Genomic DNA, 26,895 nt, shown 5'->3' on the forward strand with positions numbered 1-26,895 from the left:
TCACGGTAAGGAGCGGTTCCCGATGGCCCATGAAGCTTTGTGATGGACTTGTGAACCTCAGGTTATGAATGCGTCATCGACCTCCCCCGAAGCCGCTGAACACTTCGTGATGCGGCGCATGTCGCTGCGGCATGCGCGGGTGCTGCTGGCGCTGCGCGACACCGGCAACATCAGCGCCGCCGCCGATCTGCTGCATGTCACCCAGCCCGCGGTGAGCAAGACGCTGGCGGAGCTGGAGCAGGGGCTGGGACAAACCCTGTTCGTGCGGCGCGGACGCAACATGCAGCCGACGCCGCTGGGCCGGCGGCTGCTGGTGCTGGCCGTCAAGCTCGACGCCGATCTGCAGCGGGCCGCCGGCGATGTCGCCACGATGGTGCGCGGCGCGTCCGGCGAGGTGCGCATCGGTGCGACCAACGCAGCGCTCGCACGCTTGTTGCCCATCGCGATCACCGCGATGAAGGGCGAGAACCCCGGCGTCACGGTGAGCGTGCGCACCCACGCGCTGCGCTCGCTCTTCACCGACCTGCTGGCGGGCACGCTGGACCTGGTCGTCGCCCGGGCGATGCCGCAGGACGAGCCGCTGGGCCTGGCGCGGGTGGCCCTGACGCCGCAGCCGGAGGTGCTGACGATGAGCGCGCAGCATCCGCTGGCGCGCACGCCCCGGCTGAGCTGGGAGGTGCTGAGCCGTCAGCGCTGGATCTGGCAGCTGCCGGGCACGCGCACCCGTCTGCTGATGGACCGGCTCTGGCAGGAGATGGGCCTGGCGCCGCCGACCGACCTGATCGAGAGCGGCGACGCGATGCTGGCGCTGAGCCTGATGCGCGAGATGCCGCTGGTCGCGGTGATGACCCAGGACATGGCGGTGGCGGCGGCCAAGCGCGGCGTGGTGGTCCTGCTGCCGCACACGGTGGACCTGGGACTCGGGCCGATGAGCGTCTGGCATCTGCCGGACACGCAGGGCGAGGCGGTCGACCGCTTCAAGCAGCTGCTGGTGGAGGCCGCGCGCCCGGAGGGCGGCGCGGCCGGCGCTCAGGCGTAGTCCTCGGCGTCCGGATCGGTGGTCTCGAGCTCGTAGCTCGCCGCCAGCATCGCCAGGCGGCCGATCACGCCATACATGTAGAAGCGGTTGGGCGCGCTGGCGCCGGGCTTCTCGCCCGGCGCGGGCAGGTGCGACGAATGCGCGAAGGCCAGCGGCACGAAGCTCGAGCCCGGCGCGTTCAGGTTCTCGTCCTCGGCCCGGTCCGCATGCACGCGGTAGAAGCCGCCGACGACGTAGCGGTCCATCATGTAGACCACCGGCTCGGCCACCGCCTCGTGGATGCGCTCGTGCGTGGCCACGCCTTCCTGCACCAGCACCTGGGACAGCGCCGGCACGCCCTGCAGCTTCGCCAGCTTCTCGCGCGCCTTGATCGCCAGCGCCTCGAGGTCCTTGGCGTCGCGGATGGTCATCACGCCCAGGCCATGGGTGCCGGCATCGGGCTTGACCACGACGAAGGGCTTCTCGTTGATGCCGTATTCCTTGTACTTGCGGCGGGTGCGGGTGAGCGTCGCGTCCACCTGCGCCTGCAGCGCGTCCAGCCCGGCGCCGGTGTTGAAGTCCAGGCCGTCGACCGCGACCGAATGCGGATAGATCAGCCACGGGTCCATGCCCAGCAGCTTGGCGAACTTCTTGGACACCTCCTCGTAGGCGCGGAAGTGCTGGCTCTTGCGGCGCTGCGCCCAGCCGGCGTGCAGCGGCGGCAGCAGGTACTGCTCGTGCAGGTGGGTGAGCGGGTCGGGGATGCCGGCCGACAGGTCGTCGTTCAGCAGGATGGTGCAGGGATCGAAGTCCTTGAGCATCAGCCGCGAGCGCTGGCGCACCAGCGGCTCCAGCGTCAGCGCGCTGCCGTCGGGCAGCGCGACGGTGGTCGGCTCCTTGATCGACTCGTCCAGCGAGCCCAGCCGCACGTTCAGGCCGGCCATCGAGAAGATGCGCACCAGCGTCGCCAGGTTGGACAGGTAGAAGCTGCCGCGGTTCTTCGCCTCGGGCACCAGCAGCAGGTTCTTGGCCTCGGGGCAGATCTTCTCGATCGCCGCCATCGCCGCCTGGACCGCCAACGGCAGCATTTCGGGCGTCAGGTTGTTGAAGCCGCCCGGGAACAGGTTGGTGTCCACCGGCGCCAGCTTGAAGCCGGCATTGCGCAGGTCCACCGAGCTGTAGAAGGGCGGCGTGTGCTCCATCCACTCGAGCCGGAACCAGCGTTCGATCGCCGGCATCGACTCGAGCACGCGCTGCTCCAGTTCATTGATGGGCCCGGTCAGGGCGGTGATGAGGTGAGGGACCATGATGGGCGGCGCCTGGACAGCCTGTGGGGCGGGTCTTCGGATTCTAGGCACGCCCACATGGGGGCTGTCCGCCCCATCTCAAGGGGAGGCCTCAGGGGGTGCCGTACCCGCCACCGCCCGGGGTGCGGATGACGAAGACATCCCCCGGCGCCATCTCCACCTGGCCGATGTGGCCGAGCGCCTCGACCCGCCCGTCGGCGCGTTCGACCCGGTTCTCCCCCACAGCGCCCGGCGACCCGCCCGCCATGCCGAAGGCGCCGGCGCCGCGGCCGTTGCTCAGGATCGAGGCCGTCATCGGCGTCAGGAAGCGGATGCGGCGCTCGCCCCCCTGCCCGCCCTGCCAGCGGCCGGCGCCCGCCGAATCCTGGCGGATCGCGTAGCTGTCCAGCCGCACCGGGAAGCGGAACTCCAGCACCTCGGGATCGGTCAGCCGGGAGTTGGTCATGTGCGTCTGCACGACGGAGGTGCCATCGAAGCCGGGCCCGGCGCCAGAGCCGCCGGAGATGGTCTCGTAGTACTGGTGGGTCGCGTCGCCGAAGGTGAAGTTGTTCATCGTGCACTGGCCGGCGGCCATCACGCCCAGCGCGCCATACAGCGCGTTGGTCACGCACTGGGAGGTCTCCACGTTGCCCGCCACCACCGCCGCCGGATGACGCGGGTTGAGCATGCAGCCCTCGGGCACGATCACGTCGATCGGCTTGAGGCAGCCGGCGTTGAGCGGGATCGCGTCGTCCACCAGCGTGCGGAACACATAGAGCACCGCCGCCATCGTGATCGACTTGGGCGCATTGAAGTTGTTGGGCTGCTGGGCGCTGGTGCCGGTGAAGTCCACCGTCGCGCGTCGCGCCGCCGCGTCCACCGTCACCTTCACCTGGATGCGGGCGCCGTTGTCCAGCGGCAGCGTGAATGCGCCGTCCTTCAGCACCGAGATGACGCGCCGCACCGACGCCTCGGCGTTGTCCTGCACGTGCTGCATGTAGGCCTCGACGGTGGCGCGGCCGAACTGCGTGACCATCGCCTGCAGTTCCTGCACGCCCTTCTCGTTCGCTGCCACCTGTGCGCGCAGGTCGGCCAGGTTCTGCGCCGGATTGCGGCTCGGATGCGGCCCGGAGCGCAGCAGCGCCTGCAGTTCGGCCTCACGCAAGCGGCCCTGCGCGACCAGCTGGAAGTTGTCGATCAGCACGCCCTCCTCGGTGATGTCCCGGGAGAACGGCGGCATCGAACCCGGCGTGATGCCGCCGATGTCGGCATGGTGACCGCGGCTGGCGACGAAGAAGCCGGGGCGGACATCGTCCTCGTCCAGGAAGACCGGCGTGACGACGGTGATGTCGGGCAGGTGCGTGCCGCCGTGGTACGGGTCGTTGAGCACGTAGACGTCGCCTCGCGCCATGTCCGGGTTGCGCTCGATCACCGAGCGGATGGACTCGCTCATCGAGCCCAGGTGCACCGGCATGTGCGGCGCGTTGGCGATCAGCTGGCCCCGGCCGTCGAAGAGCGCGCAGCTGAAGTCCAGTCGCTCCTTGATGTTGACCGAGTGCGCCGTGTTCTGGAGCCGCAGCCCCATCTGCTCGGCGATGTTCATGAAGAGGTTGTTGAAGACCTCCAGCACGACCGGGTCGGCCTCGGTGCCGAGCGCGCGGGTGCGGGCGCGCTCGCGGACGCGCGTCAGCAGCAGGTCGCCCGAGGGCTGCAGCTCGGCGCGCCAGCCCGCGTCCACGACGGTCGTCGCATTGCGCTCGGCGACGATCGCCGGGCCATCGATGCGGGCGCCCGGTCTCAGCGCATCGCGATGATGCAGCTCGGCGTCGCGCCAGCCGGCCGGCTGGTCGTCGGCCAGGCAGTACATGCGCACGCGCTCCAGCGGTCTTGGATGATGGGTGCTGGCGATGCCGGCCTCGGCCGGCGTCTCCAGCGTCGCACCGGCGGCGAGCGCCTCCACCGACACCGCCTCGATCACCAGCGTGCGGTCCGGCATCAGGAAGGCGAAGCGCCGGCGATACGCCTGCTCGAAGGCCTCGCGGATCGCGCCGATCGCAGCGGGGGCCGGGCCGTCCAGCGGCAGCGGGCAGCTCAGCGCGGTGTCGGTGCCTTGGTAGCGGACCTGCGCCCGTGCGATCGTGCGCAGCGCGCCGTCGGGCACGCCCTGCGACGCCAGCTCGCCGCCCGCCTGCGTCGCCAGCGACCGTGCGGTCTCGCGCGCCGCGGCCAGGCCATCCTCGTCCAGCGGGCGCTCGATCGAGGCCTCGCGCATCGCGGTCTGGTCGGCCAGCCCCATGCCGTAGGCGCTGAGCACGCCCGCAAACGGATGGGCCAGGATGCGCGTCATGCCGAGCGCGTCGGCAACCAGGCAGGCCGCCTGGCCGCCGGCGCCGCCGAAGCACTGCAGCGTGTAGCCGGTGACGTCGTAGCCGCGCGCCACCGAGATCCGCTTGATCGCGTTGGCCATCGCGCCGACGGCGATCTGCAGCGCGCCAGCGGCCGCGTCCTCGGCCGTCATCGGCTTGCCGGCCGCAGACATCTGCCCGGCCAGGTCGGCGAAGCGGGCGCGGACAACCTCGCCGTCGAGCGCCTGGTCCGCGGCCGGGCCGAAGACCTTGGGGAAATGCGCCGGCTGGATGCGGCCCAGCATCACGTTCGCATCGGTGGTGGCCAGCGGACCGCCGCGCCGGTAGCTGGCCGGACCGGGATTGGCGCCGGCCGACGCCGGCCCCACCCGCAGCCGCGCGCCGTCGAAGGCGATCACCGAGCCGCCGCCCGCCGCCACCGTGTGGATGCTCATCATCGGCGCGCGCATGCGCACGCCGGCGACCTCCGTATCGAAGGCGCGTTCGAATTCGCCGGCGAAGTGGCTGACGTCGGTCGAGGTGCCGCCCATGTCGAAACCGATGACCTTGTCATGGCCGGCCGCCTGCGCGGTGCGCACCATGCCGACGATGCCGCCGGCCGGGCCGCTCAGAATCGCATCCTTGCCCTGGAAGCGGCGCGCCTCGGTCAGGCCACCGGAGCTCTGCATGAAGAACAGCCGCACGCCCGGCATCTCGGCCGCGACCTGGTCGACGTAGCGGCGCAGGATCGGGCTCAGGTAGGCGTCGACCACGGTGGTGTCGCCGCGCGGGATCAGCTTCATCAGCGGGCTGACCTCGTGCGAGACCGAGATCTGCGTGAACCCGACCGCCTGCGCCAGGCGCTTGGCGGCCAGCTCATGCTCGGGGGCGCGCCAGCCGTGCAGGAACACGATGGCGCAGGCGCGCAGGCCGGCGTCGAAGGCCGATTGCAGGTCGACGCGCAGCGCGGCCTCGTCCAGCGGTCTGATCTCCACGCCCTGGGCGTCGACGCGCTCATCGGCCTCGATCACTCGCTCGTAGAGCAGCTCAGGCAGCTGGATGTGGCGCTCGAAGAGCTTGGGCCGCGCCTGCGTCGCGATGCGCAGCGCGTCGCGGAAGCCACGCGTCGTCACCAGCAGCGTGCGGTCGCCGCGGCGCTCGAGCAGCGCGTTGGTCGCGACCGTCGTGCCCATCTTCACGCAGTCGACGAGCGCGGCGGTGATCGCTTCGCCCGGCTTCAGGCCGAGCAGGCGACGGATGCCTTCGACCGCGGCATCGCGGTAGTGCTCGGGGTTCTCGGACAGCAGCTTGAGCGTGTGCAGCGTGCCATCGGGCGCGCGGCCGACCAGGTCGGTGAAGGTGCCGCCGCGGTCGATCCAGAACTGCCAGCGATCGGGGGTGGGAGTGGCTTGCATCGTGAGGTCCAGGAGGTCCGTTCCAGCATCCGGCATCCAGCGCCGGGCGCCCGTGATTTGAGGGGTTCGGGCCGCTCAGGCGGCGGCCGGCGCCAGCTCGCGGCCGCGGGTTTCCGGCAGCACCAGCGCCGCCAGGATCACCAGCCCGTAGCACAGCGCCGCCATCCAGCCCAGCGTCTGCCCCAGCGGGTACTGGGTGCTGAAGTGGCCAATCAGCGCCGGGCACGCGGCGCCGAGCGCCCGCCCGATGTTGTAGCAAAAGCCCTGGCCGGAGCCGCGCACGTCGCTGGGGAAGAGCTCGGCCAGGAAGGCGCCCATGCCGGAGAAGATCCCGGACAGGAAGAAACCCAGCGGGAAACCAAGCACCAGCATCGCCGCGTCGGTGATCGGCATCTGGGTGTAGGCCAGTACCAGCACGCCGCCCATCAGCGCGAACAGCATGAAGCAGCGGCGTCTTCCAATGGCATCGCAGAGCCAGGCGCTGGTCAGGTAACCGGCGAAGGAGCCGGCGATCAGCACCAGCAGGTAGCCGCTGGTGCCCAGCACCGAGAGCTGCCGCTCGGTCTTCAGGAAGGTCGGCAGCCAGGTGGTCACCGAGTAGTAGGCGCCCTGCATGCCGGTGGCCAGCAGGCTCGCCAGCACCGTGTTGCGCAGCAGCTCGGGCGAGAAGATGCGCAGGAAGTTGGCGCGCTGCCCGCGCGCCTTGGCACGCGCCTGCTCGGCCAGGTAGACCGGCGGTTCGTCGAGGTTGCGGCGGATATAGAGGATCAGCAGCGCCGGCAGGATGCCGATCCAGAACAGCACCTTCCAGGCGGTCTCCGGCGGCAGCACCGAGTACAGCCCCCAGAACGCCAGCGCCGAGGCCGCCCAGCCGATCGCCCAGCTGCTCTGCACCAGGCCGGCGGCCTTGCCGCGGTGCCTGGCGTTGATCGTCTCGGCGATCAGCACCGAGCCCACCGCCCACTCGCCGCCCATGCCGAAGCCCTGCATCGCGCGGGTGAAGAAGAGCTGCTCGAAGGAGGTGGTGAAGCCGCTGAGGAAGGTGAACAGCGCGAACCACAGCACCGTCCACTGCAGCACGCGCACCCGGCCGAAGCGGTCGGCCAGGACGCCCGCCGCCCAGCCGCCGACGGCCGAGGTCAGCAGCGCCCCGGTGGCGATCGCGCCGGCCTGGCCCTTGCTCATGCCCCAGGCCGCGATCAGCGTCGGGATGAGGAAGGTGTAGATCATGTAGTCGAAGCCGTCGACGGCATAGCCGGCGAAGGTCGCGGTCAGCGTGCGCCGCTCGGGGGGCGTGGTGTCTCGGAGCCACATGGTGTCGTCTTTCTTCGATGCCGGCGACGCGCGCCGGCGGGGGACGGAGACGGTCGTCGCCTCGCGTGCGGGGCGGGCGGCGGCCGGGACGGTACTGCGGAGACAGGCGGATCGCGGCGGGAACTCAGGCCGCGAGCAACGCGCGATTCAGGAGATCGGTGACCAGCATGTGCCCCGGCGCATGGGTGATGCAGAACGGCGGACGCGCCGTGGCGATCGCCGACTGCGGCGTGACGCCGCAGGCCCAGAACACCGGCAGCTCGCCGTCGCGCACGTCGACGGCGTCGCCGTAGTCCGGCGTCGCGAGGTCGCGGATGCCGATGCGCGCGGGATCGCCCAGGTGCAGCGGCGCGCCGTGCACCTGCGGCAGGCGCGAGGTGATCTGCACCGCGCGGATCGCGTCGGCGGCCGTCAGCGGCCGCATCGAGACCACCGTCGGCCCGCGGAAGACGCCGGCGGGCGTCGTCTCGATGCTGGTGCGGTACATCGCGACATTGCGGCCCTGCTCGACGTGCCGCAGCGGGATGCCCTCGGCCAGCAGCGCATGCTCGAAGGAGAACGAGCAGCCGATGGCGAAGGCGACCAGGTCCTCGCGCCACCAGCGCGTGACATCGACCGGTTCATCGATCAGCTCGCCGTCCCGCCAGACGCGGTAGCGCGGCAGGTCGGTGCGCAGGTCGAGGTCGGCGCCCAGCGCCGCCAGGAACGGACTTCCGGGCTCGCTCACGCCGAGCAGCGGGCAGGCTTTCGGGTTCAGCGCGCAATAGCGGCGGAAGTCCTCGGCCAGGTCCGCCGGCAGGATCGCCAGGTTGGCCTGCACGTGGTCGCTGGCCAGGCCGCTGGTGTGGCCGCTGAAGCCGCCATGGCGCGCGGCGAGGCGCACCTCGAGCGCGCTGGACGCGGCGTCCAGGACGGGAAGATCGGCGGCGGGATCGAGGCGGGCGGTCGGCTGGTTCATGGCGGGATCGCGAAGGCTGTCGGGCGATGCGACGCATTGTGGGAGTCGCCCACCCGCTCGATCCAATGGAAATTTTGCGCGTCGCTTCATCGATTTTTTCGATGACGCAAGTAGCGATTCCGCTTAGCGCCGCGCGGGGGGCGATGTCATGCGGGGTTTCCCGGACGGACGCTGGCGCGCGACGTAGTCGAGCGCGGAGTCGAGCACCGACTCGGTGAGCTGCGAGCTGGGATCCTCGCGGTAGCTCGCGTGCAGGGGCAGCGGCACCAGCTCGGCATCGCTGCGCAGCACGCGCAGCGAGAGCCGCTTCGCCAGCTGCTCCGCCACCGCCACCGGCAGCGTCGCGATGCCGAAGCCGCCCTCCACCAGCTGGACCATCGCCGAGATCGACGAGATCGCATGCACGCGGCGCAGCGGCAGGCCCGACTCCTGGAACATCTGCAGCAGCGCCTGGTGCGGCTGGGAACCGCGCTGGAAGGTCAGCAGGTCGTGGCCGGCGAGGTCGGACAGCCCATAACGCCGCTTCGTGTGCAGGTCGGCACGGCCGACGAAGCCCATCGGCATCGGCGCCATCGCCCGCGTGCGCACCCCGCCGGCATCGGCGGCCGGGATCGCCGCGAACACCAGGTCCTGCGCCCCGCGCCGCACCTGGTCCACCAGCACCGGCGAGGTCTCCACCGTCAGCTCCAGCTCGAAGTCCGGATTCGCTGCCCGCATCTCCTGCAGCCAGCCGGTCAGCCAGCTGTGCACCACCGATTCGATCGCGCCGATGCGCAGCACCACCGGCCGGCCGGCGCCACCACCGGTGCCGCCCATCTCCTCCTTCACCTGGCGCTGCACCTCCAGCAGACGCTGCGCCAGCGTCTGGAAGCGCTGGCCCGCGACGGTGAGCCGGAACTGCTTGTCGCGGCGGTCCAGCAGCACGACGCCGAGTTCCTCTTCCAGCGAGGCGATGCGGCTGGACAGCGCGGACTGCGTGATGTGCAGCTTCTCCGCCGCGCGGGTGACGCTGCGCAGCGAGGCGGCCCAGTGGAAGGCTTCGACAAAGCGGAGGTTCATGGCCGCGGATTATGGGCAGCCGCAATGAAGAAGGCCGCCCCGAAGGGCGGCCTCAGCCATTGCAGGATCAGCGGATCAGGAGATCACTTGTGGTACGCGGTCTCGCCGTGGGAGCTGATGTCCAGGCCCTCGCGCTCTTCCTCTTCGGAGACACGCAGGCCGATCACCAGGTCGACGATCTTGAACGCGATCACCGACACCACGCCCGACCACACGATGGTCAGCACGACCGCCTTGAGCTGCGTCAGCACCTGCGAGCCGATCGAGTAGGCGTCCGCGGTCACCATGCTCGCGGTCACCCAGTCGCCGACCAGCGACGGGCCGCCCAGGCTGGGCGAGTTGAAGACGCCGGTCAACAGCGCGCCGACGATGCCGCCCACGCCGTGCACGCCGAACACGTCCAGCGAGTCGTCCGCGCCGAGCAGCTTCTTCAGGCCGGACACGCCCCACAGGCAGGCGAAGCCGGCGATCAGGCCGATGACCAGCGCGCCGCCGATGCCGACGTTGCCGGCGGCCGGGGTGATCGCGACCAGGCCGGCCACGGCGCCCGAGGCGGCACCCAGCATCGAGGCCTTGCCCTTGAGCAGCGCTTCACCGACGCACCAGGCCAGCACCGCGGCGGCGGTGGCGAACAGGGTGTTGATGAAGGCCAGCGCGGCGAAGCCGTTGGCTTCCAGGGCGGAGCCGGCGTTGAAGCCGAACCAGCCCACCCACAGCAGCGAGGCACCGACCATCGTCAGCGTCAGGCTGTGCGGCGTGAAGGCTTCCTTGCCGTAGCCGATGCGCTTGCCGACCATGAAGGCGCCGACGATGCCGGCCACGGCGGCGTTGATGTGCACCACGGTGCCGCCGGCGAAGTCCAGCGCGCCCCACTGCCAGATCAGGCCGGCCTTGCCATTCATCTCATCGACGACGCCGGCGGCGGTGTAGGCGTCCGGGCCCATCCAGAACCAGACCATGTGCGCGATCGGCGCATAGCTGAAGGTGAACCACAGGACCATGAACAGCAGCACGGCGCTGAACTTGATGCGCTCGGCGAAGGCGCCGACGATCAGGCAGCAGGTGATGCCGGCGAAGGTGGCCTGGAAGGCGGCGAAGACGATCTCGGGGATCACCACGCCCTTGCTGAAGGTCGCGGCATTGGCGAAGGTGCCTGCAGCGTTGTCCCAGATGCCCTTCATGAAGAGCCGGTCGAAGCCGCCGACGAACTTGTTGCCCTCGGTGAACGCCAGGCTGTAGCCGTACAGGGCCCACAGCACCAGGATCAGCGAGAAGGTCACCATCACCTGCATCAGCACCGACAGCATGTTCTTGCTGCGGACCAGGCCGCCGTAGAACAGGGCCAGGCCGGGGACGGTCATCAGGATCACCAGCAGGGTGGAGACCATCATCCAGGTGGTGTCGCCCTTGTTGGGGACCGGCGCCGGAGCGGCGGCGGCCGAGGCGGCTTCCGCGGGGGCGGAGGCGGCGGGCGCCGCCGCGGGGGCGACCGGCGCCGCCGTGTCGCTGGCGGTGACGGCGGGCGCGGAGGCCGCGTCCTGCGCCATGGCCGCGGGGGCCAGGCCGGTGAAGGCTGCCGCGGCCAGGGCCAGGCAGGCGAGTAGTTTCTTCATGATCGGGACTCTCTTCGTTGGATCTTGGGGATCGGCGGACGCGACGGGCCGGGCGGCGCGCGGCGCGGGACTGCAACGGACTGCGGAGCGGCCACCCGGGGGCGGCCGCGACGTTTCAGCGCTCGGCCGGCGCGCTTACAGCGCGTCCTGGCCGGTCTCGCCCGTGCGGATGCGGATCACCTGATCCAGCGGGGAGACGAAGATCTTGCCGTCACCGATCTTGCCGGTGCGGGCGGCGTTCTCGATGGCCTCGATGACCTGCTCGACGACGCCGTCGGCGACGGCCGCCTCGATCTTGACCTTGGGCAGGAAGTCGACGACGTATTCGGCGCCGCGATACAGCTCGGTGTGGCCCTTCTGGCGGCCGAAGCCCTTGACTTCGGTGACGGTCAGCCCCTGCACGCCGATGGCGCTCAGGGCTTCGCGCACTTCATCCAGCTTGAAGGGCTTGATGACGGCGGTGATCAGTTTCATGACGTTTTCTCCTCGATGCGCGGCGCGGAGGGCGGCGCGGCCATCCGCCCGCGCCCTCCTGGTTCAGATTCAGAAGACCTTCTTGACGGACACGACCACACCGTTCTTGCCCAGGTCCTTGCCCTTGCCACCGATGTAGTTGTCGGTGTTGGTGGCGACGAAGCCGGCGCCGAAGGTGAAACCGGACCAGTCCTTGTTCACGGTGAGCGAGTAGTCGGTGTAGCTGAAGTCGCTGTTGTTCTTGACCTTCTGGTGGCCGATGTGCGGCGTCAGCGAGAAGCCGCCGCCGATGTCGAAGGTGGCGCTGAGGTCGAGGTAGCTGCTGTTCTTGGAGTCCGCGAAGCCGAACAGGTTGCTGATCGAGTGCGAGTACTTCAGGGTGGCGGGTCCGAAGGAGACGGCGCCGTACAGCTCATTCGTGTTGGCGCTGACCGGCAGGTCGTTGCCCGGGTAGTTGTAGCGCAGGAAACCCACGTCGACGGTGACGCCGCCGCCGACTTCGGTCTTGTAGCCGGCGTAGGTGTCGATCTCGACATCGGCATCGCCGCCGCCGTCCGAGATCCACTTGATCGTCGAGGCCCAGGCGCCGACGTAGAAGCCGCTCGAATGCGCGTAGTCGACGCCGCCTTGCAGCGCGGGCTTCAGGCGGGTCTGCGAGATGCCGCGATAGCGGTAGTCGGAGGTGACGCTGACGTTGAAGGACAGCGGGTTGGCCTCTTGCGCCAGCGCCGGGAGGGCGGTGGCGACGACGGTGACCGCAAGGGCGGCGGCGCGGGCGGCGGCGGCGAAGGGCTTCATGCGCGGGGGCTCCTGATTGTTGGGCGACTCGGGGCGACTGCTTCCGGACGAGGCTTTGCAGCTTTTGTGCCAAGCGGCGGTCCTCCCCCGAAAGAGCCCCAATCCGGCTCATGCCGCGACGAACGGTTGCCGATACCGCCCCGTCAAGCGTCAATGCGCACCAAAAACAGGCGCGACAGGGGGAGTGGTTAACCCTCGAAACGCCCCAACAGGGTGCTAGGCGTGAAATCCATCGGTGAGGACACTGCCGGCTTCATGACCCGAGTGGGTGCGGAGGGGATGCAGATGCTGGAAGCGCAGCCGGCTTGGCCGATGGAGCGGTCGCGTGCGCGGCCGGGAGGCGCGGCGGCAAGGCCAGGCGCCTGGGCGAAGGATCCGCGCAGCAGGGTCCGGTGTCGTCGGCGCGAATGCTGATGGGGAGCGCCCGCAGCCATGGCGATGTCCCTCGCGATCATCCACAGCCGCGCGCTGGACGGTCTGTCGGCCGCGGCGGTCGAGGTGGAAGTCCATCTGGCCAATGGGTTGCCGAGCTTCACGCTGGTCGGCCTCGCGGACCTGGAGGTCAAGGAGTCCCGCGAGCGCGTGCGCGCCGCGCTGCAGAGCAGCGGGCTCGAGTTCCCAGCGAACAAGCGCATCACCGTGAACCTGTCGCCGGCCGATCTGCCCAAGGAAGGCGCGCGCTTCGACCTGCCGATCGCGCTGGGGTTGCTCGCTGCCAGCGGCCAGATCGACGCCGAGCTGCTGTCCCACCTCGAATGCGCCGGCGAGCTCGGTCTGTCCGGTGAGCTGCGGCCGGTGAAGGGCGCGCTGGCGATGGCGCTCGCGCTGCGCGCCGCCAAGCTCGATCGCGAATTGATCCTGCCGCGGGGCTGCGCCGACGAGGCGGCATTGGTACAGGGCCTGGTGGTGCGCGAGGCCGCCCATCTGCTGGACCTCGTCAACGCGCTGCAGCCGCGCAGCGATGCGCCCTTGCCGCGCGTGCAGCGCGATCCGCCGCCGGTGGTCGACACGCCGCTCGACCTGCGTGACATCAAGGGACAGGCGGGGCCGAAACGCGCCCTCGAGATCGCCGCGGCGGGCGGACTGAGCGTGTTGCTGGTCGGGCCGCCGGGCACCGGCAAGTCGATGCTGGCCCAGCGCCTGCCGACGCTGCTGCCGCCCTTGTCGGAATCCGAGGCCCTGGAGTCCGCCGCGCTGCTGAGCGCCAACGGCCAGTTCCGGCCATCGCTGTGGGCGCAGCGCGCTTTCAGGTCGCCGCATCACAGCGCCTCCGCCGCGGCGTTGATCGGCGGTGGTGTCCCGCATTCGAATAAGTGCGACTCGGTCGAAATAGGTGCGACTGAGATTCGGCCTTTGGAGATGTCGCATCCTCTCTGAGAGTCGCCGAACTTCTACCGCTTCATGCAGCCGCCGGATGAGCACGCGCCCAGTCACTTCCTGTGACGCTGGCGCCGAGAGGTCTCGCGCGAGACGCGCGGCGTTTTGGCTGAATTCTTGCGATCGCGTCGACCACAAACTTGAGCGACAAGGGCAACACACCCTCATCTAGAGAAACTTGATTAGCGTTATGGAAAGTTGAGTTTCCCAGCGCATAGTTCTATCGTTCTCGTATGCCCGCTCCATCGAAAGCACAGAGCCACATCCGTTTCCCGCTGACCAGTGTCTTGGGAGCCGCTGGGAACGTGCGCGTGCTCCGGGTCTTGGCCACGGATCCAGCAGGACATTCAGCGCCGCATCTAGCTCGCACCGCGGGCTTGTCTCCGCAAGGAACACGGTTGGTGTTGAAGACGCTTTCTCAGCAGCAACTGGTGACGGTGCGCGGGAGCGGTCGAAGCCAGCTGTACTTTTTGAATGAAGCCAGCCCCTTGGCCCAAGCCGTCAGCGGGCTATTTCAGTCGGAGCAGCAGCGCTGGGACACGCTACTCGCCAGGATTCGAGCCATGTTGGCCAAACACGGACCGCATCTGATGGCCGCGTGGGTCTATGGCAGCGTTGCCCGCGGCGAAGACACGGCACAAAGCGATGTGGATGTCGCGCTGCTGGTTTCCGACCAGGCTGCTGCAGAAAGGGTTCGTGACGATCTTGCTGACCTTGGCGCAGCGCAGCAGTTGGAGATTTCGGTGGTCGCCCTTACGCCCAGCGAGCTCGCCGCGTTACCTCCAGATGACCAATGGTGGACAGGAGTGATTGAGGACGGGAAGGTGCTCAAGGGCGTAGCCCCTCAAGTAGCCAAACGCCATGCCGACAAGACGCCTGCATGACCAACCAGTGCCTTCGGCGCGATGTCTACTGCGGTTGAAGGGCGTGCGTGCTGTTCCCCTCGGCCCGCGGCGGATTTAACCCGGCGTGGACGTCAGGCTGGACCAGGGATTCGCGCGCTTGCCGAGGCTTGGTTTGAAAGAAGAATCAGCGACCTCTTACCCGTGTGGAGCACTGCGCGGCGTCCCTCGAGAACGCGACCCCTGCGCCTTATTCCCAATCCGACAGATCATCGTCGATGGGCAAAGGATGACCGTCAGGCCAGCCCGTCAGATTTGCCCGCAGGAACATCGGCAGCGGTGCCTCGAGGAATGGCACCGACACAGGGCCGCGCTCAATCCACTGCATGATGTCGGCGATGAACGTGCCCCGGTAGTGCAGCCGCATTCTGAAGAACGACGACGCATCGATTTCTATTCTTGGACCGAATTGCACGGTCACCGGCCGACGCGCTCCCCCCTCAAGAATCTCAACAACGTCCGCGGTGTAGCCCACAGCGTCGGAATGAAGGCTGATCTCGAACGTCCTGCCCAAGGTGGAGTTGGACGCCGGCGGCTTCGGTTGGAACCAGATCAGCTTCTTTCCTGGCATTTGTGATCCTTGATTGAACGCCCTTGCGCTCGCCCTGCTGGCGGATCGTTACCCATAGTGCCGCTGGCCTGGCCTTTAGGCCAGCGTGGGCGAGTGTCCCCAAATGTCTGGCTGCACAAGCTACAGCTTCAGTCGAGAAACTCAAGTTTCCATTTGGAAAGTTGATTTCTCAGTGGCCGAACCTCGTTTTCGGTCGCTAAGGACGCACGCGATCAGCGCTTGCGGTTCGACTGCGCCACGACGGTGGCAGCGAGCGTCTTTGTCGTAGTGGATGACCGCGCATTGTCGAGCGCACCGCCAGCTTTCGCTTCCGTTTTTGCTCCGGTCTGCGCCGCTGAGCCGGCTTGGCGCAGTGCGGAACCCGCCAGTGAACGCTGCAGCGCACTGGCGGAATCGCTCTGCAGTGTCTTGCCAGCGAGAGAGGCCACCCGAGGGGAGGTCTGCTTGGTGTTCTTGCTCATGAAGGCTCCTAACGAAACGGGCTGAAGGCTGGGATTAAATCCAGTTCAACCACTATAGGTAGTGGAGAATTTGAGTTCAAGACCCTACATCTAGTGTTTTTACTGACCCACGCGGCCGGGCAGCCAAGCAGGGTGGCAGGCAAAGTCTGATATCCTCAGTCCATGGCCCGCACGCCGGCCAGCCCGCCCACGAGGCGAAGTCGTATCGACAGCGTGATCTTCAAGATGACGAGACAGGCTTTGACCATCCACTGGTCGCCGCCGGCTCGGTGTGTGGGCGCATCTGAGCTGCCGCGACCGCGGAGTCAAGCCATGACTATGTCCTTCCCTCCCGCCCAACTCGTGCGCTTCCGCCAGGAAGCCAAGAAGCTCGGCCGCGAGGCCTCCATCCCCCACAGCGAAGCGCTGGATCGCGTCGCGGTCAAAAACGGCTTTGCTAACTGGTCATTACTGGCCAAGCACAGCAACAGCGCGGAGGTACTTGCCTCTCGCGCTCGAACTCCACAGCCTGAGTCACCTCGCAGCATCCGGTACTACCTGCACGGGGACATTCGTGAAACCGATCCATCGCAGTGCTACTGCGCGCGCTGCGACGTCTTCTGGCCGCACGATCACCTGCTACCCGTCAGCCACCACGCTGATGGGAAGGACGGGGAGCGGTTCCTTCGAGACTTGGCAAGCTGGAACGCGCTGACCAGGGACGAGCGCGGGCTCAACTTTCGGCCTCAAGCGGCTCCCAATATCCTGTCCGCCCTGGCGACGGCCGCGCGCGACGCGCGGGAGGCTGCGAGGTCGCCGTTCCATCGTTGGCTGGACCATCAGCGCCGTCGCAACGATCCGGTCGGTGACTTAGCCAGCGACATCCTTCGCGACGCTGCCTTCCCCATCGGCTTGGCGACCCGTCGCGAGCTCGAAGAACACCTCGACATCTACGGCTCGCATGTGAAGAAGGCACTGCGACAAGCCTGGCGCGAGTTCAAGGGTGGGGATCGCCTGGCGTGGACACGCGCGGATGCACTGGCCGCCGAGCTCAAGATTTCCCGTGAAGAGGCGCAGGAACTGGTCGACGTCGAACCGATTGAACTGACCGGCCACAGCGGTGACGGGGCTTACGGGTACGAGTTCGACTTCTCCCGTCACGCCTCGCCGAAGCTGGCCGCAACGCTGATGCGCAAGCATCGGTCTTTGACCCTCAGGGTGGGCCCCTGGTTCTACGACGGCATCGAGGGCAGCGAGTTCTCGCGCTGACCTTCCAGACCCAAGGCTGGCGGCATGCCGCCGCCAGCTCGAACTTCAATCAAGGGACGGGACCCACATGACGGGGGACTCGTGCCAAGGATGGCAGATTCGTCTCCGTAGCATTTCTGAGTGGCAGCCCTCGAGCGAGGGAGGTACGTCTTACGTATCGCAAACGCCGAGAAGCACGGAGTCATATGAAAACGCAAGCCAGCGGGGACACGTCCCGCCCCTCCCGTTCAAATGTCGCTGAGCGAGAGTCGCTTGTCGTGGCGGTGCTCAAGCTTCTGTCGCCTCGCGTACGCGAGCGCTTCTGTTATGTAGCCCTGGCCGTGGGTTTTGCCGTGTTCGCTCTGGGACTCTGCTTTGCGCCTGGGCCCACGATCACCTGCGTCGGTGCGGCCGTGGCAGGCAGGCTCAGCAGGTGGATCGGGCGTTGAACTAGGCCACTCACCCGTGTCGCCGCGTTGAGCGCGCGATCACGCGATTACGTCATTGCCGCTGCTCGTGGAACACCGGCGCAAAGAGGTCGCGTATCGGTACCCCAAGGGCCTGCGCCATGCGCTCAATGTTGTCCAGCGACGCATTCCTGCGCAGTCGCTCCACATGAGCGACGAAGGTGCGATGAAGCCCACATTCCAGTGCGAGCGCTTCTTGTGACCACCCCTTTTGTGCTCGCAACCGGATGAGGTTGAGCGCCAGCTGCTCACGCGCGCTGACGGCAATCTCCTTGGGCTGGTGACGAGGTGTGGACACGTGTGGAAGTCTTCACACCCATCGCCTATACGTCACCCGCTTTTAAGTCACAATCGCCACGCATTCAGTCAAGCGATCATGAACTTCAAAGAAGCTGCGCTCGCCAATGGCCAGAGCATCCGCATTGCCACCATGTCGGGCACCGTGCTCGACCCCTCCGGCTCTACCGGCGCGCCACGCAAAAAGGGCGGATTCTGGTTGCTCGATAGCGAGGGCAAAGAGAGCTTCATGCGCTCCGCCGGCCTTGGCATCGCCGTTCGACCCGGCCACCGCGTCTCTCTCGTGTACGGCGCTCCGTCCGCGCAGGTTGATGGCGTGATGTTTGGCGCGATGAATCACACGACCGGTGAGGTGGCCTGCGACATCATGGTGCTGGGGCAGTCACTTCGCAGTTGGCGACTGGATGTGGCCGAGGGGAAGAGTTTCTTGATCTGGGCATTCGCTCCTTGCCTCGTCCTGGCCCTGCTTGCTTTCGCCTCTCCCGCCACGCGGCTGGACAACAGGATCTTCGCCGCCTTCTGGAGCGCCATCGGTGGGTTCATCCTCGGTAGCGTGGCCTGGTACTTTGTTGGCTTCCGAATTGGCCCACAGGCGCGCCTCGGCGAGTTGGCAGCACAGATCAACGCGCTCGGGGTGGCGGCCCTCCAGCAGGCTGGCGATTGAACCTTTCGTGTGCTGCCGCGGCACGCGCCGTTGAGTCAGCGCGGCTCTCGAGCTTCCGCAGTGGTGATTGCGTGATCGACCAGCCAGCCTGGGAAGGCGACTCGATGATCAGCTGTCTCGGGCCACGTTGCCTGAGTTCAGCGGCACGGAGCGATCATGTCCGGTGAAACGCCGGCCAACCTCCAGACTGCCTGGACACTGAAAAGTTGCGTGTCGCGCCTTCAACCTTTGCTGCGATCCTTCGTCGGCGAGCGCGTCGGTTTCGCCGAACTGTGAGCTTCTCCCTTGCCGGAGATCCGCTTGGCAGCAACGCTCTCGACCTTGATCGACGTCGCCTTACCCAGCAGCGTGGGGTTTTCGGTTGGCCGCCGGAACGCCGGCCTGCGGGCGCCAGCTCCCGAGGAGGTACCGCCCTTCTCGGCGCCTTCTTGAATCCGTCCACCCGCGGCTGAGCGCGCGGTATCGACCCCTGGCCGTGGCGCGCCTTTGAGCTTCAGGTGGAGCTCGCAGTAGTTGGCACCGTCCATGGCGTCCAGCGCGCAGGTTTTGTTTGAGCAGCGCATCTTGTCCTCCCCGAAATTCTCTTCAGTTGCCGGTTCGGCCGTAGATCATCAGAAGCACCAGCGGCACGCAAAAGCCCGCTGCGCTGCACAGCGTCAGCAGGCAGTGGTTGAGCAGCTGGCGCTTGTTGACGAGAGTCGACCTTGTCTCGTTGCACGCACCCGTCCAGCGCTTGATCGCGGCTTGGATCATCCGCTCCCGCCGCAGCTGGAGCTCGGCCGAGTCCGCACTCGCACCCAGCAGGTCATCGATCTCGTCGATGCCTTCTGAACTCAGATACGGGGACGAAACATCGGTGATCCAGATGGCGCTCAAGGCGAAGACGATGCCGGCGATCAGGAGCGCCACGATCGTGAGCAAGATCACATGCTCCGCCGTGCTCGCTCCTTTGAGCTGCCCCACATACGCGAACGCACCGGCAAGAAAGACCCCAGCCAGGGCGGCGATCGGCTGGGCCTTGGATTCAACGACCTTCCAAGAGTCCCACAGTTCGGCGTACTCTGCCTTGAGCTCGGCCAATGACTCCCGCCTCAAATCGATGCGAGTCTGGACGTCGATCATGATCAGGACCTGACGGCTTTGATGAAGCTGAAGTCGTCAGAACTCCCATCGGCACGGTGCACGAAGAAGCATGGCCGCGTGAATCCCTCGCCGCGGCATTGCCCCTTGGCAAAGCGCTCCACGCCGATGCCGATCTTCGTCTCCTGACCTTGCGGCACATCCCGGTCGTAGTGCTGGAGCAAGGCCAACAGGTCGTCGTGGTCGGTGCCTTGTGGGACCGTCTCGTCTACCTTGTAGCGTCCCAGCATCTCCGTGAAGTGCGCGATGGCCTCCTGGCGCGTCGACCAACTTCTTCCGTTGGCCAGGCTGAAGGGTTTCTTAGCCATTGCGCGTCCTCACCGGCACCACGAGCTTCGGTCGGATGGGCACGAGATGGCTGGCATACGAGCGAAGGATGTCGTTGTAGAGATCCGGATGTTTCGGCGCCTTGACCGTCAGCACGAGGGCGTAGGGAATCTTCGGCGGCTGCTTTGCGGTGCCGCCCGCCGTCCGCGCGTTGTAATGGATGTCGAACACCGGCTGGTCGAGGCTGCTGCCCAACTTGCCGACCTTGTTGTGCATCACGGTTTCCCACTTGCCTTGGTCGGCGCGCAGTTCATGCTCGGTCGCGTATTTCGCGCGGGCGAAGAACGAGTGGGTTTCCGCCGTCTGCTTGCCTTCCTTGACGTTCGTCAGATTCGGCCGGAAAACGACCTCCAGACCGGCACGCGTGTACGAGGCCGAGTCCTGGGGATCCGTCGGGGATGCGTAGCAGAAGGTCGCCGACAGCTCGATGCGCCCCTTCAGACCACCCGCCGGGATCGGCAGCGCGGCGCGCAGGTATTTGCCCGGCTTGAGCTCACCTTGATAGACGACGCGTGCAACCCCATCCGGGCAGGAAATGATGTCCATGAGGTCTTCAGGAATTTTGCCCCAGCCGACCTCGCCCACGTCGTGCTCGCTCGGATCGGCGGCGTGAACCAGCAGCGCCTTGATAGCGAGCGTCGACAGCGCGTTGCCCAGCACGGCGCGCACTCCGACGGCGTTGCGCAGCAGGTAGGGCGCCGCGAAGCTGGTGCCGAACTCAGGCACCAAGGTTGGCCGCGATCCGCGCGTGAGGACGTGGAAATATCGCTCCGCGCCGCCGCCGAAGGCGAGCAGATCCGGCTTGATCACGCCGGGGCTGCGACCCGGCCCGATTGCACTGTAAGGAGCGCGAGCCCAGCCTGCGGAAGGACTATCCGCCGCACCGACAGCAACAGCGTTGACGCAGTCCGACGGAACCTGGATCCGTGCCTCAGCCGCGTCCTCGTCTTCACCGGTGTTGCCCACCGCAACGGTCATGAAGGTCTTCCCGTCGCTCAGAAGGTCGTCGATCACGGACGTCCAAGCGTGCACCTCGTCATCCTCGACGGGCAACGCCGGTCCCAAGCTCAGGTTGATGAATTCATAGGCGCCGGAGAGCAGGACTTCTTCCACGAACTTCAGCGAGCGATACAGCTCCAGCGGATCCTGTTTCACATCGTCGACGACCCGCAGGTGATCGATGTACGAGTACGGTGCGGGTCCGATCCCGGAAGGCTGCAGTGGGCCAAACAGGAACGACGAGCTGACGTTGAGCCCATGCTCCATGCCATCGGAGGTGCTCTTGGCCTTTTCATCCATCAGGCGGTAGTTGCGAACCCATCGACCGATGGGGTGGGAGTCCGGCAGCCCACCGTCGAGGATGGCGACACGGGGCTCGGCGGACAGCGGCTCGTCGTTGGGAAGCTCGCAGTGCAGACGAGCGGATCCCGCCCGAGCCTCTCGCCGGATGCTGCGCAACACGGGCATCGGACGGATCACACGGACGAAAGAGAACTCTGCGAGCTGCTGAATCTGGGCCTGCGTGCCGCGCACGGGCACGAACCAGAGGTTGCTCGCGTTGAAGGTCAGGTCATCCTCGATCTCGACACCGAGCTCAGAGGCGAAGGCCTCGAAGCATCGTTCGATGAGCTGGGTGGAGTCGTTCGGGATCAGGTGCAGACCTACCTCGTAGGTCCTCACCTTGTCCGATCGTGCATTCCCCATCACCCCCCGCAACCGCTCGGCCGATCGGAATGGCGCGACGGTTTCCAGGTGCGCAAAGTCCAACGCCTCTTCCGTTCCAGCCTGCAGCGTCTGCGCCCACTGGTTCAATTGGGTGAGCGTGTTGCGCTTGGCAGCGACGAAGATCTCCGTGGTCGAGGTTTCGTGAGGCTCCACCTTGCGCTTCCAGGCCTCGGGCACCAGGCGGACGGCACGGCTCCCCACCGACACCATGCCCAGCACGCTGAACATGTGCTTGGGGAAGTAGGAACGCGCGATGTAGGAAGGGTTGAGCGTGAACCTGGCGACCGTGATGTCTTCGGGGCAGGCCTGCGCAGGAAGCGCCGCCACCGACTCGGCCAGGGCGCCGAGCTTCTCGCTCAACCGCTCGCGCGCCCGGTCGAGCGAATACACCTCAGCCTTGTCGATGTTGCGCGATGGACCCGTGATGGTCTGAGTCAGCGCTTCTCCGTGTCCGATCAGAAAATTCGGCATCTACTCACCCTCCCTGGTGTTACCCGTCTTTAAGGATTTGCGGTCCTACTCCGTATCGTGTCGCGGCTCACACCGGTCAGGTCTGAGGCAGCATGCTGCGAGAACTTGCCGACCTTGACCAAGTCGACAGCCAACAGAATTCGATCGGCGTGCTCCATCGTGCCGGCCTTGCTGGCAACGAGGTGGCGCACGACGTCCTCAACTTTCCCTGTCCCCAGAGCCAAAGCGCGGCGAAGACGATTCAAGTCGCGCTCGATGTCGCTGTATGAATCGCCGCGGTACATCAGGGCCAGGGTGGTCACCCACTTCTTAAGGTAAGTCGCGTCAGCGCCAAGGAAGCGTTGAACCGCTTGCTCCACATCCTTGGGTGACGGGGCAGGAAACTCCACGACCAACTCAAACCGACGCCACATGGCCGGGTCGATCAGTTCTGGATGGTTTGTCGCAGCCAACAGCAGCCCGGTGCTTGGCCACTCGTCAATCTCCTGCAAGATGACGGTCACCAACCGTTTGAGTTCTCCCACATCGGCGTCGTCGCTTCGGCGCTTGGCGATCGCATCGATCTCATCCAGCAGCAAGACGCAAGGGATGCGCTTGGCGTAGTCGAGCGCAGATCGCAGATTCGTCCCGCTACGGCCAAGCAAGCTGCTCATCACCGCAGTGAGATCCAGGATCAACAGAGGCACGTTGAGTTGCTGAGCTAGCCATCTCGCAGTAATCGTCTTGCCCACGCCGGGCGGGCCGACAAAGACCGCGGAACGGGTAGGTTGCAGCCCCTTCTGCGCCAGTTGCGCGCTCAGTCGTCGCTCATTGACAAGCTGCTCCAGACTGGAGCGAATCTCTTCACCGTGGATGGGTGCGATGTCGGTCTGTTCAGGCGCGAACACCTTGAACAGTGAGAGCCGCGACTCCTCGTCCACCGGCACGCCTGTCGATGCGTCTGGCGCAGCCGCGGAGCCACGTCGAAAAGGTGTCGCCGCTGGCGCAGCAGGTCTAGTCTTGAGAACAGTTTCGAGCTGGCTGGCGGCGTCTGGATGCGAGGAACGCAGCTTTCTGATCATGCGTGCGACGTACAGACGCAGATCGTCCTCACGCTCGGTGAGCGCAAGTTTCGTGACGTGGACTAGCTGGTCTAGCATCGCACCGATTTCGTCCACTGATTTCATAACTTGTTGATTCACAGTGGTTTTTCTACTTAGATTAATGGACTACTGGTTATTCTCTCAGGGTTTGATGGTTCTGTCACCTGCCGTGATGTCACGTGAGCGCATGACGTGTCCGGCGAGGCGTTGCTGACCGCGCGCTGCCTGCTCACGACGAGCTCAGCCAACAGCGCTCTGTGCTTGCCTCGCAAGCGAAGAGCTAGCGGCACCCCACGCGCGGCCCTACGACTTGATATGAGATGAACGTTGAGAGACTGCCGATGCGTCCGCTGGCTGCCTCACGAGTTCCGTGCGGAAGACCAACCCAGCGGGTGTTGCCCAGCCTGCCTCCGCACCCTCCCCCCCTCATGTAGGTGCCGCGGCCAAACAGATGTCGGGATTGGCCGACCGAATACGTTTCTCCTTAGGGGAGAACGTTTGAGGCCGCGCCCGTGGTCGTTGCGCAGCGTCAGGCAGCCACATCGACTTGCGAGTTTCATGGTCTCAGCGTATCTGCGCTGTGGTCGACCAGAAGACGGGCAAGGCTCGCTCGTCGGGTCGGCAACTATGAAGAAAACAAGTCTGGAGGAGACCTATGTCTGGCGATTCCGCCCCCGGCACGGCGGCCCGTGTGCTTTTGATTCAGATCTCGGACATCCACTTCTTTGAGCCTACCGATGCGGTGCTCAAGCGCACTGCCGAGATAGCGGCTGCGGTGCAACCTCTGTTGCCGCTGGCCACGCGCGTGGTACTGATCGTGACGGGCGATATCGCCCAGTCTGGAAAGTCGACTGAGTACGACCTGGCGACGAGTTTCATCCACAGCATCGCCGCCGACATCGAAAGTCGCCATGGTCGGCCGCCAGAAGTCATCACCGTACCTGGCAACCATGACGCGGATTTCGAATCACCACGAGCGCGGATTCGCACGCACGTTCTGAACACGCTCAAGTCCGGGCATGCATCGAATATCGAGCTGACAGACGTCGAAGAATGTGTGAGTGTGTTCGACGCTTACGAAGACTTCGCCAAGAAGGTCGAGACTGGGAGCGCGATCAAGCACTCCCCGATCTGGCGAACCTTCGAGATCGACGTCGGCGGGAAGTCGCTCCATGTGCATTGTGTCAACAATGCCTGGAGCTGCGAGCTTCGCACCGCACCCGGGAGCCTGGGGTTCCCGACCAAGCTTCATCAGCAGTGTGCGGATCCCACCGGAGCACTTCGGATCCTGCTGATGCACCATCCAGCACACTGGATCTCCTCGCATCAGTATCGCGAGTTCCGTCGCTTCACTCGAGAGTGTGCAGAGATCTGCTTTACAGGGCACGAGCACGAGAGCAACGCAGGTGCCAATCGGGACAGCGAAACGGGCCTGACGGCATATGTGGAGGGCGCCGTCCTTCAGGATCGGCACAACTCGAACGTGTCTGGCTTCAACGCTTCGCTGATCGACTTCGAGGCGAACAACATTGAGACCACCGAATTCGCGTGGAACGGCACAGCGTATCTCGCTACGCGCCAACCGTTGACCTTGTCACTGCCGAACAAGGCCAACGTGGTGAACCTGAACCCCGAGTGGCAGGGCTTCATCAGTGACCTAGGGTCCAACGTCTCCCATCAAGGGCGCGAGCACGTCGACCTGGCTGACCTGTACGTGTACCCCGAGCTGGAGCAGCAAGACGACAGCGAAGAGAACCCGCTTATCGTTTCGAGCAAGGAACTCTCCAAGGAGCTTGCATCACCCACGGCGTCGACGCTCGTCAAGGGCGAACAAAGCAGCGGCAAAACCGCGCTGCTGAAACGCCTGTACGCCGATGCGTTGGAGCGCGAGCTCTACCCGGTCTATATCAACGGCCGGTCGATGAAGAGCTCATCCGACCGAGATCTCAAACGCCTGCTCGAACGCTCCATCAACGATCAATACGCTCCCGACTCTGCGAGCAAAGTGCTTCAAGCCAAGCCCGAGCAGCGCATCCTCTTGCTCGACAACTTGGATCGTTGCGAGTTCCCGGACCGCTATATGTCCGACGTGCTCAAATTCTTCGACAGGCAGTTCCTGAAGACCATCGCGACGGTCGACCCCGCCTTCGACCTGAAGGAAGCGTTGTTAACCGCGGACTTCAGCTCGCTGCGTAGCTTTGTGCAGATGCATCTGCTCGAGTTCGGGTTCAAGCTGCGCTTCCAGTTGGTGTCCAAGTGGTTCGGTCTGGACGATCGGGCGAAGCGATCAGAACAAGAGGCCCAACACGCGGACAAGATCATCTCCAGGGTGGTAGGGCGTGGCCTGGTCCCTTCGTTCCCGATCTACGTCCTGATACTGCTGCAGAGCATCGAAGTCGGGCGAGCTGGCGAACTCGAGAACAGTGCGCTGGGTCACTACTACGAGTACATGATCCTGCAGGCGCTGGAGTCGCGCGTTCGACAGGAGCGTGTGCACGAGATCTTGAACTACTGCTCGCAGTTCGCGTGGTTCCTTCACTCCGTCAAGAAAGAGAAGGTGTCCGACAAGGAGCTTCGCAGTTTCCATGCCGCCTTTGAGACCAAGTTCGATCTGGAGCTCAAGTTTGAAGATCGCAAGCGCATGTTGCTCGACGCCGATCTATTCATTGAGCTGGGTGACGAGGTCGGGTTCCGCTACCCATACAGCTACTTCTTCTTCCTTGGCCGCTACCTCGCCAAGAATTTGCAGAATGAAGAGACGCTGGGCTTCATCAAGCGCTGCTGCCAGAACCTGCATGTGCGCGAGAACGGCAACGCCATGCTGTTCCTGGCCCACCACAGCAACGATCAGTTCGTTTTCGATGCGCTGCGGGAGGCGGTTGACTCTCGGTTCGCAGAAACGGCCCCGCTTCAGTTCCAGCAGGACACTGAGGCACTGGACAAGATGGTCGACAAGGCGCCAGTACTTGTCTTCAACGAAGCGCACACCCAGGTTGGACGGGAGAAGGCGCAGGTTGAGGACCACGATATCGAGCAGACCTTTGATGACGCCGCCAACGGCGGACTCGAGTCGGGGATCGCATCCGATGAGCAACGCCAGGCGCTACAGCTCCTGGCCGAAGTCAACGGCTTGATCAAGGGCATCGAGCTGTTGGGCATGGCAATGAAGGCCAACTTCGGGACGATCGACACGGACGCGAAGCAAAAGCTCATCGACTCACTCTTCAAGGGAGGCCTGCGTGGACTGCGCGTGTTCGTGGAGGCCTTCTCCGAGGTGCCCGACCACATCATTGCGGAACTCGGCGCGGCGATTCAAGAACTCAGCTCGACAAACACGATCGACCGGGAACGCGCCGTCAAGGTCCGGATCTTTCAGGTGATCGGACGCTTCTCGTTCTGGTTCATTCGCCGCATTGGTTCGGCCGTGGGTTCCAAGAGCATGGCGCCAGCTATCAAGCGGTATGTCGACATCAACGACACCATCGCCAACCAGTTGGTAGCTATGAGCAGTTCCTTGGAGACGCCGGGCCGCATTCCCTTCGACGAGCTGCAGGCCCTCAACAGCCGCGTATCTAAGCAGGCGTTTGCACAAAGCGTCCTGCGCTACATCGTGTTCACTCGGATTCACATGTACAAGACCTCCGAGGCGGAGAAGCAACAGGTCTTCCAAGAGTTGGAGATCCAGATCTCTACCCAACACGTCATTGACTACAAGACGCGCAAAGCCAAGAGACTGACCAAGACCTAGATTGGCTGGCTCAAGATCGAGGACGAAGTCGCGGGCGGCTTCGCTCCTCGAGGGTTGGGCGGGCTCCAGAACGCCACCGCTGGCGACGTGGGAGGTCCAACCGGCTCTCCGTGGTCAAGCCGCGCTTTCATATCCCAGGCCGCGCGGGATCCACAC

Annotated in this window: 21 protein-coding genes and 1 pseudogene; 6 read left to right on the forward strand and 16 right to left on the reverse strand. The window is 65.7% G+C overall.

Annotated features, from left to right (window positions below):
• The first annotated feature begins 64 nt into the window (after positions 1–64).
• Positions 65–1,039: a LysR substrate-binding domain-containing protein gene (locus BM393_RS16450; RefSeq protein ID WP_091728524.1), complete on the forward strand. Its 975-nt coding sequence runs from the start codon at positions 65–67 to the stop codon at positions 1,037–1,039.
• Here the strand turns inward: BM393_RS16450 and gshA are convergent.
• The 8 genes from gshA to BM393_RS16490 form a co-directional block, all read right to left on the reverse strand.
• Complete coding sequence (gene gshA / locus BM393_RS16455) at positions 1,030–2,325, reverse strand: glutamate--cysteine ligase (protein WP_091728528.1); 1,296 nt, start codon at positions 2,323–2,325, stop codon at positions 1,030–1,032. The two genes, BM393_RS16450 and gshA, sit on opposite strands and share 10 nt — an antisense overlap.
• Positions 2,326–2,416: 91 nt before the next feature.
• Complete coding sequence (locus BM393_RS16460) at positions 2,417–6,064, reverse strand: hydantoinase B/oxoprolinase family protein (protein ID WP_091728533.1); 3,648 nt, start codon at positions 6,062–6,064, stop codon at positions 2,417–2,419.
• A 75-nt stretch (positions 6,065–6,139) separates the two neighbouring features.
• Positions 6,140–7,378, reverse strand: a complete 1,239-nt coding sequence (locus BM393_RS16465) for an MFS transporter (RefSeq protein ID WP_091728538.1) — start codon at positions 7,376–7,378, stop codon at positions 6,140–6,142.
• 124 nt (positions 7,379–7,502) lie between these two features.
• Entirely contained in the window at positions 7,503–8,336 is an 834-nt protein-coding gene (locus tag BM393_RS16470) for a putative hydro-lyase (protein ID WP_091728542.1), read from the reverse strand.
• 123 nt (positions 8,337–8,459) lie between these two features.
• Complete coding sequence (locus BM393_RS16475) at positions 8,460–9,395, reverse strand: LysR family transcriptional regulator (RefSeq protein WP_091728546.1); 936 nt, start codon at positions 9,393–9,395, stop codon at positions 8,460–8,462.
• 83 nt (positions 9,396–9,478) lie between these two features.
• Positions 9,479–11,008 carry an ammonium transporter gene (locus BM393_RS16480; RefSeq protein WP_091728551.1) on the reverse strand — a complete coding sequence of 510 codons (1,530 nt, stop codon included), beginning with the start codon at positions 11,006–11,008 and terminating at the stop codon, positions 9,479–9,481.
• A gap of 135 nt (positions 11,009–11,143) precedes the next feature.
• On the reverse strand, positions 11,144–11,482 hold the full coding sequence (gene glnK, locus BM393_RS16485) for a P-II family nitrogen regulator (RefSeq protein WP_067066343.1): 339 nt from the start codon (positions 11,480–11,482) through the stop codon (positions 11,144–11,146).
• A gap of 69 nt (positions 11,483–11,551) precedes the next feature.
• Positions 11,552–12,280, reverse strand: a complete 729-nt coding sequence (locus tag BM393_RS16490) for a TorF family putative porin (protein ID WP_091728554.1) — start codon at positions 12,278–12,280, stop codon at positions 11,552–11,554.
• Between the two features lie 438 nt (positions 12,281–12,718).
• Between BM393_RS16490 and BM393_RS16495 the strand changes: the two are divergent.
• Positions 12,719–13,582, forward strand: a pseudogene (locus BM393_RS16495) (YifB family Mg chelatase-like AAA ATPase); the annotation flags it as partial.
• Positions 13,583–14,058: 476 nt separating this feature from the next.
• Positions 14,059–14,541, forward strand: a complete 483-nt coding sequence (locus BM393_RS16500; protein WP_175538372.1) for a DUF294 nucleotidyltransferase-like domain-containing protein — start codon at positions 14,059–14,061, stop codon at positions 14,539–14,541.
• A gap of 208 nt (positions 14,542–14,749) precedes the next feature.
• On the opposite strand, the gene BM393_RS16505 is transcribed toward BM393_RS16500, so the two are convergent.
• On the reverse strand, positions 14,750–15,130 hold the full coding sequence (locus BM393_RS16505; protein WP_091728563.1) for a hypothetical protein: 381 nt from the start codon (positions 15,128–15,130) through the stop codon (positions 14,750–14,752).
• Between the two features lie 212 nt (positions 15,131–15,342).
• Positions 15,343–15,591 (reverse strand): hypothetical protein, encoded by a 249-nt coding sequence (locus tag BM393_RS16510; protein ID WP_091728567.1) that lies wholly within the window; start codon positions 15,589–15,591, stop codon positions 15,343–15,345.
• 312 nt (positions 15,592–15,903) lie between these two features.
• On the opposite strand from BM393_RS16510, the gene BM393_RS16515 reads away from it, so the two are divergent.
• On the forward strand, positions 15,904–16,839 hold the full coding sequence (locus BM393_RS16515; protein WP_091728571.1) for a YozE family protein: 936 nt from the start codon (positions 15,904–15,906) through the stop codon (positions 16,837–16,839).
• Positions 16,840–17,319: 480 nt separating this feature from the next.
• Here BM393_RS16515 and BM393_RS16520 read toward each other — a convergent pair whose 3' ends face one another.
• Entirely contained in the window at positions 17,320–17,583 is a 264-nt protein-coding gene (locus BM393_RS16520) for a helix-turn-helix transcriptional regulator (protein ID WP_091728574.1), read from the reverse strand.
• Between the two features lie 78 nt (positions 17,584–17,661).
• Here BM393_RS16520 and BM393_RS16525 point away from each other — a divergent pair, with 78 nt between their 5' ends.
• Positions 17,662–18,246: a hypothetical protein gene (locus BM393_RS16525; protein ID WP_091728578.1), complete on the forward strand. Its 585-nt coding sequence runs from the start codon at positions 17,662–17,664 to the stop codon at positions 18,244–18,246.
• Between the two features lie 221 nt (positions 18,247–18,467).
• On the opposite strand, the gene BM393_RS25310 is transcribed toward BM393_RS16525, so the two are convergent.
• The 5 genes from BM393_RS25310 to BM393_RS16545 are packed head-to-tail and all read right to left on the reverse strand — an operon-like array spanning position 18,468 to position 23,075.
• Complete coding sequence (locus BM393_RS25310) at positions 18,468–18,773, reverse strand: hypothetical protein (RefSeq protein ID WP_217648455.1); 306 nt, start codon at positions 18,771–18,773, stop codon at positions 18,468–18,470.
• 58 nt (positions 18,774–18,831) lie between these two features.
• Positions 18,832–19,368 (reverse strand): hypothetical protein, encoded by a 537-nt coding sequence (locus tag BM393_RS16530; RefSeq protein ID WP_091728581.1) that lies wholly within the window; start codon positions 19,366–19,368, stop codon positions 18,832–18,834.
• Between the two features lie 2 nt (positions 19,369–19,370).
• Entirely contained in the window at positions 19,371–19,694 is a 324-nt protein-coding gene (locus BM393_RS16535) for a DUF3223 domain-containing protein (protein ID WP_091728586.1), read from the reverse strand.
• Complete coding sequence (locus tag BM393_RS16540) at positions 19,687–21,909, reverse strand: S8 family peptidase (RefSeq protein WP_091728590.1); 2,223 nt, start codon at positions 21,907–21,909, stop codon at positions 19,687–19,689. The genes BM393_RS16535 and BM393_RS16540 overlap by 8 nt, the downstream gene beginning before the upstream one ends.
• 29 nt (positions 21,910–21,938) lie before the next feature.
• A complete protein-coding gene (locus BM393_RS16545) occupies positions 21,939–23,075 on the reverse strand; it encodes an AAA family ATPase (protein ID WP_091728593.1) in 1,137 nt (378 codons plus the stop codon).
• 571 nt (positions 23,076–23,646) lie between these two features.
• Here BM393_RS16545 and BM393_RS16550 point away from each other — a divergent pair.
• Positions 23,647–26,739 (forward strand): metallophosphoesterase, encoded by a 3,093-nt coding sequence (locus BM393_RS16550; protein WP_091728596.1) that lies wholly within the window; start codon positions 23,647–23,649, stop codon positions 26,737–26,739.
• Positions 26,740–26,895: the final 156 nt, after the last annotated feature.

This window comes from Mitsuaria sp. PDC51 (genome assembly GCF_900113225.1).
Lineage (GTDB): Bacteria > Pseudomonadota > Gammaproteobacteria > Burkholderiales > Burkholderiaceae_C > Roseateles.

Excerpts from the sequence above, each read along its gene's own strand:
- BM393_RS16450 (WP_091728524.1), top strand. The coding sequence starts at position 65 with ATGAATGCGTCATCGACCTCCCCCGAAGCCGCTGAACACTTCGTGATG.
- gshA (WP_091728528.1), bottom strand. The coding sequence starts at position 2,325 with ATGGTCCCTCACCTCATCACCGCCCTGACCGGGCCCATCAATGAACTG.
- BM393_RS16460 (WP_091728533.1), bottom strand. The coding sequence starts at position 6,064 with ATGCAAGCCACTCCCACCCCCGATCGCTGGCAGTTCTGGATCGACCGC.
- BM393_RS16465 (WP_091728538.1), bottom strand. The coding sequence starts at position 7,378 with ATGTGGCTCCGAGACACCACGCCCCCCGAGCGGCGCACGCTGACCGCG.
- BM393_RS16470 (WP_091728542.1), bottom strand. The coding sequence starts at position 8,336 with ATGAACCAGCCGACCGCCCGCCTCGATCCCGCCGCCGATCTTCCCGTC.
- BM393_RS16475 (WP_091728546.1), bottom strand. The coding sequence starts at position 9,395 with ATGAACCTCCGCTTTGTCGAAGCCTTCCACTGGGCCGCCTCGCTGCGC.
- BM393_RS16480 (WP_091728551.1), bottom strand. The coding sequence starts at position 11,008 with ATGAAGAAACTACTCGCCTGCCTGGCCCTGGCCGCGGCAGCCTTCACC.
- glnK (WP_067066343.1), bottom strand. The coding sequence starts at position 11,482 with ATGAAACTGATCACCGCCGTCATCAAGCCCTTCAAGCTGGATGAAGTG.
- BM393_RS16490 (WP_091728554.1), bottom strand. The coding sequence starts at position 12,280 with ATGAAGCCCTTCGCCGCCGCCGCCCGCGCCGCCGCCCTTGCGGTCACC.
- BM393_RS16505 (WP_091728563.1), bottom strand. The coding sequence starts at position 15,130 with ATGCCAGGAAAGAAGCTGATCTGGTTCCAACCGAAGCCGCCGGCGTCC.
- BM393_RS16510 (WP_091728567.1), bottom strand. The coding sequence starts at position 15,591 with ATGAGCAAGAACACCAAGCAGACCTCCCCTCGGGTGGCCTCTCTCGCT.
- BM393_RS16515 (WP_091728571.1), top strand. The coding sequence starts at position 15,904 with ATGACTATGTCCTTCCCTCCCGCCCAACTCGTGCGCTTCCGCCAGGAA.
- BM393_RS16525 (WP_091728578.1), top strand. The coding sequence starts at position 17,662 with ATGAACTTCAAAGAAGCTGCGCTCGCCAATGGCCAGAGCATCCGCATT.
- BM393_RS25310 (WP_217648455.1), bottom strand. The coding sequence starts at position 18,773 with ATGGACGGTGCCAACTACTGCGAGCTCCACCTGAAGCTCAAAGGCGCG.
- BM393_RS16530 (WP_091728581.1), bottom strand. The coding sequence starts at position 19,368 with ATGATCGACGTCCAGACTCGCATCGATTTGAGGCGGGAGTCATTGGCC.
- BM393_RS16535 (WP_091728586.1), bottom strand. The coding sequence starts at position 19,694 with ATGGCTAAGAAACCCTTCAGCCTGGCCAACGGAAGAAGTTGGTCGACG.
- BM393_RS16540 (WP_091728590.1), bottom strand. The coding sequence starts at position 21,909 with ATGCCGAATTTTCTGATCGGACACGGAGAAGCGCTGACTCAGACCATC.
- BM393_RS16545 (WP_091728593.1), bottom strand. The coding sequence starts at position 23,075 with ATGAAATCAGTGGACGAAATCGGTGCGATGCTAGACCAGCTAGTCCAC.
- BM393_RS16550 (WP_091728596.1), top strand. The coding sequence starts at position 23,647 with ATGTCTGGCGATTCCGCCCCCGGCACGGCGGCCCGTGTGCTTTTGATT.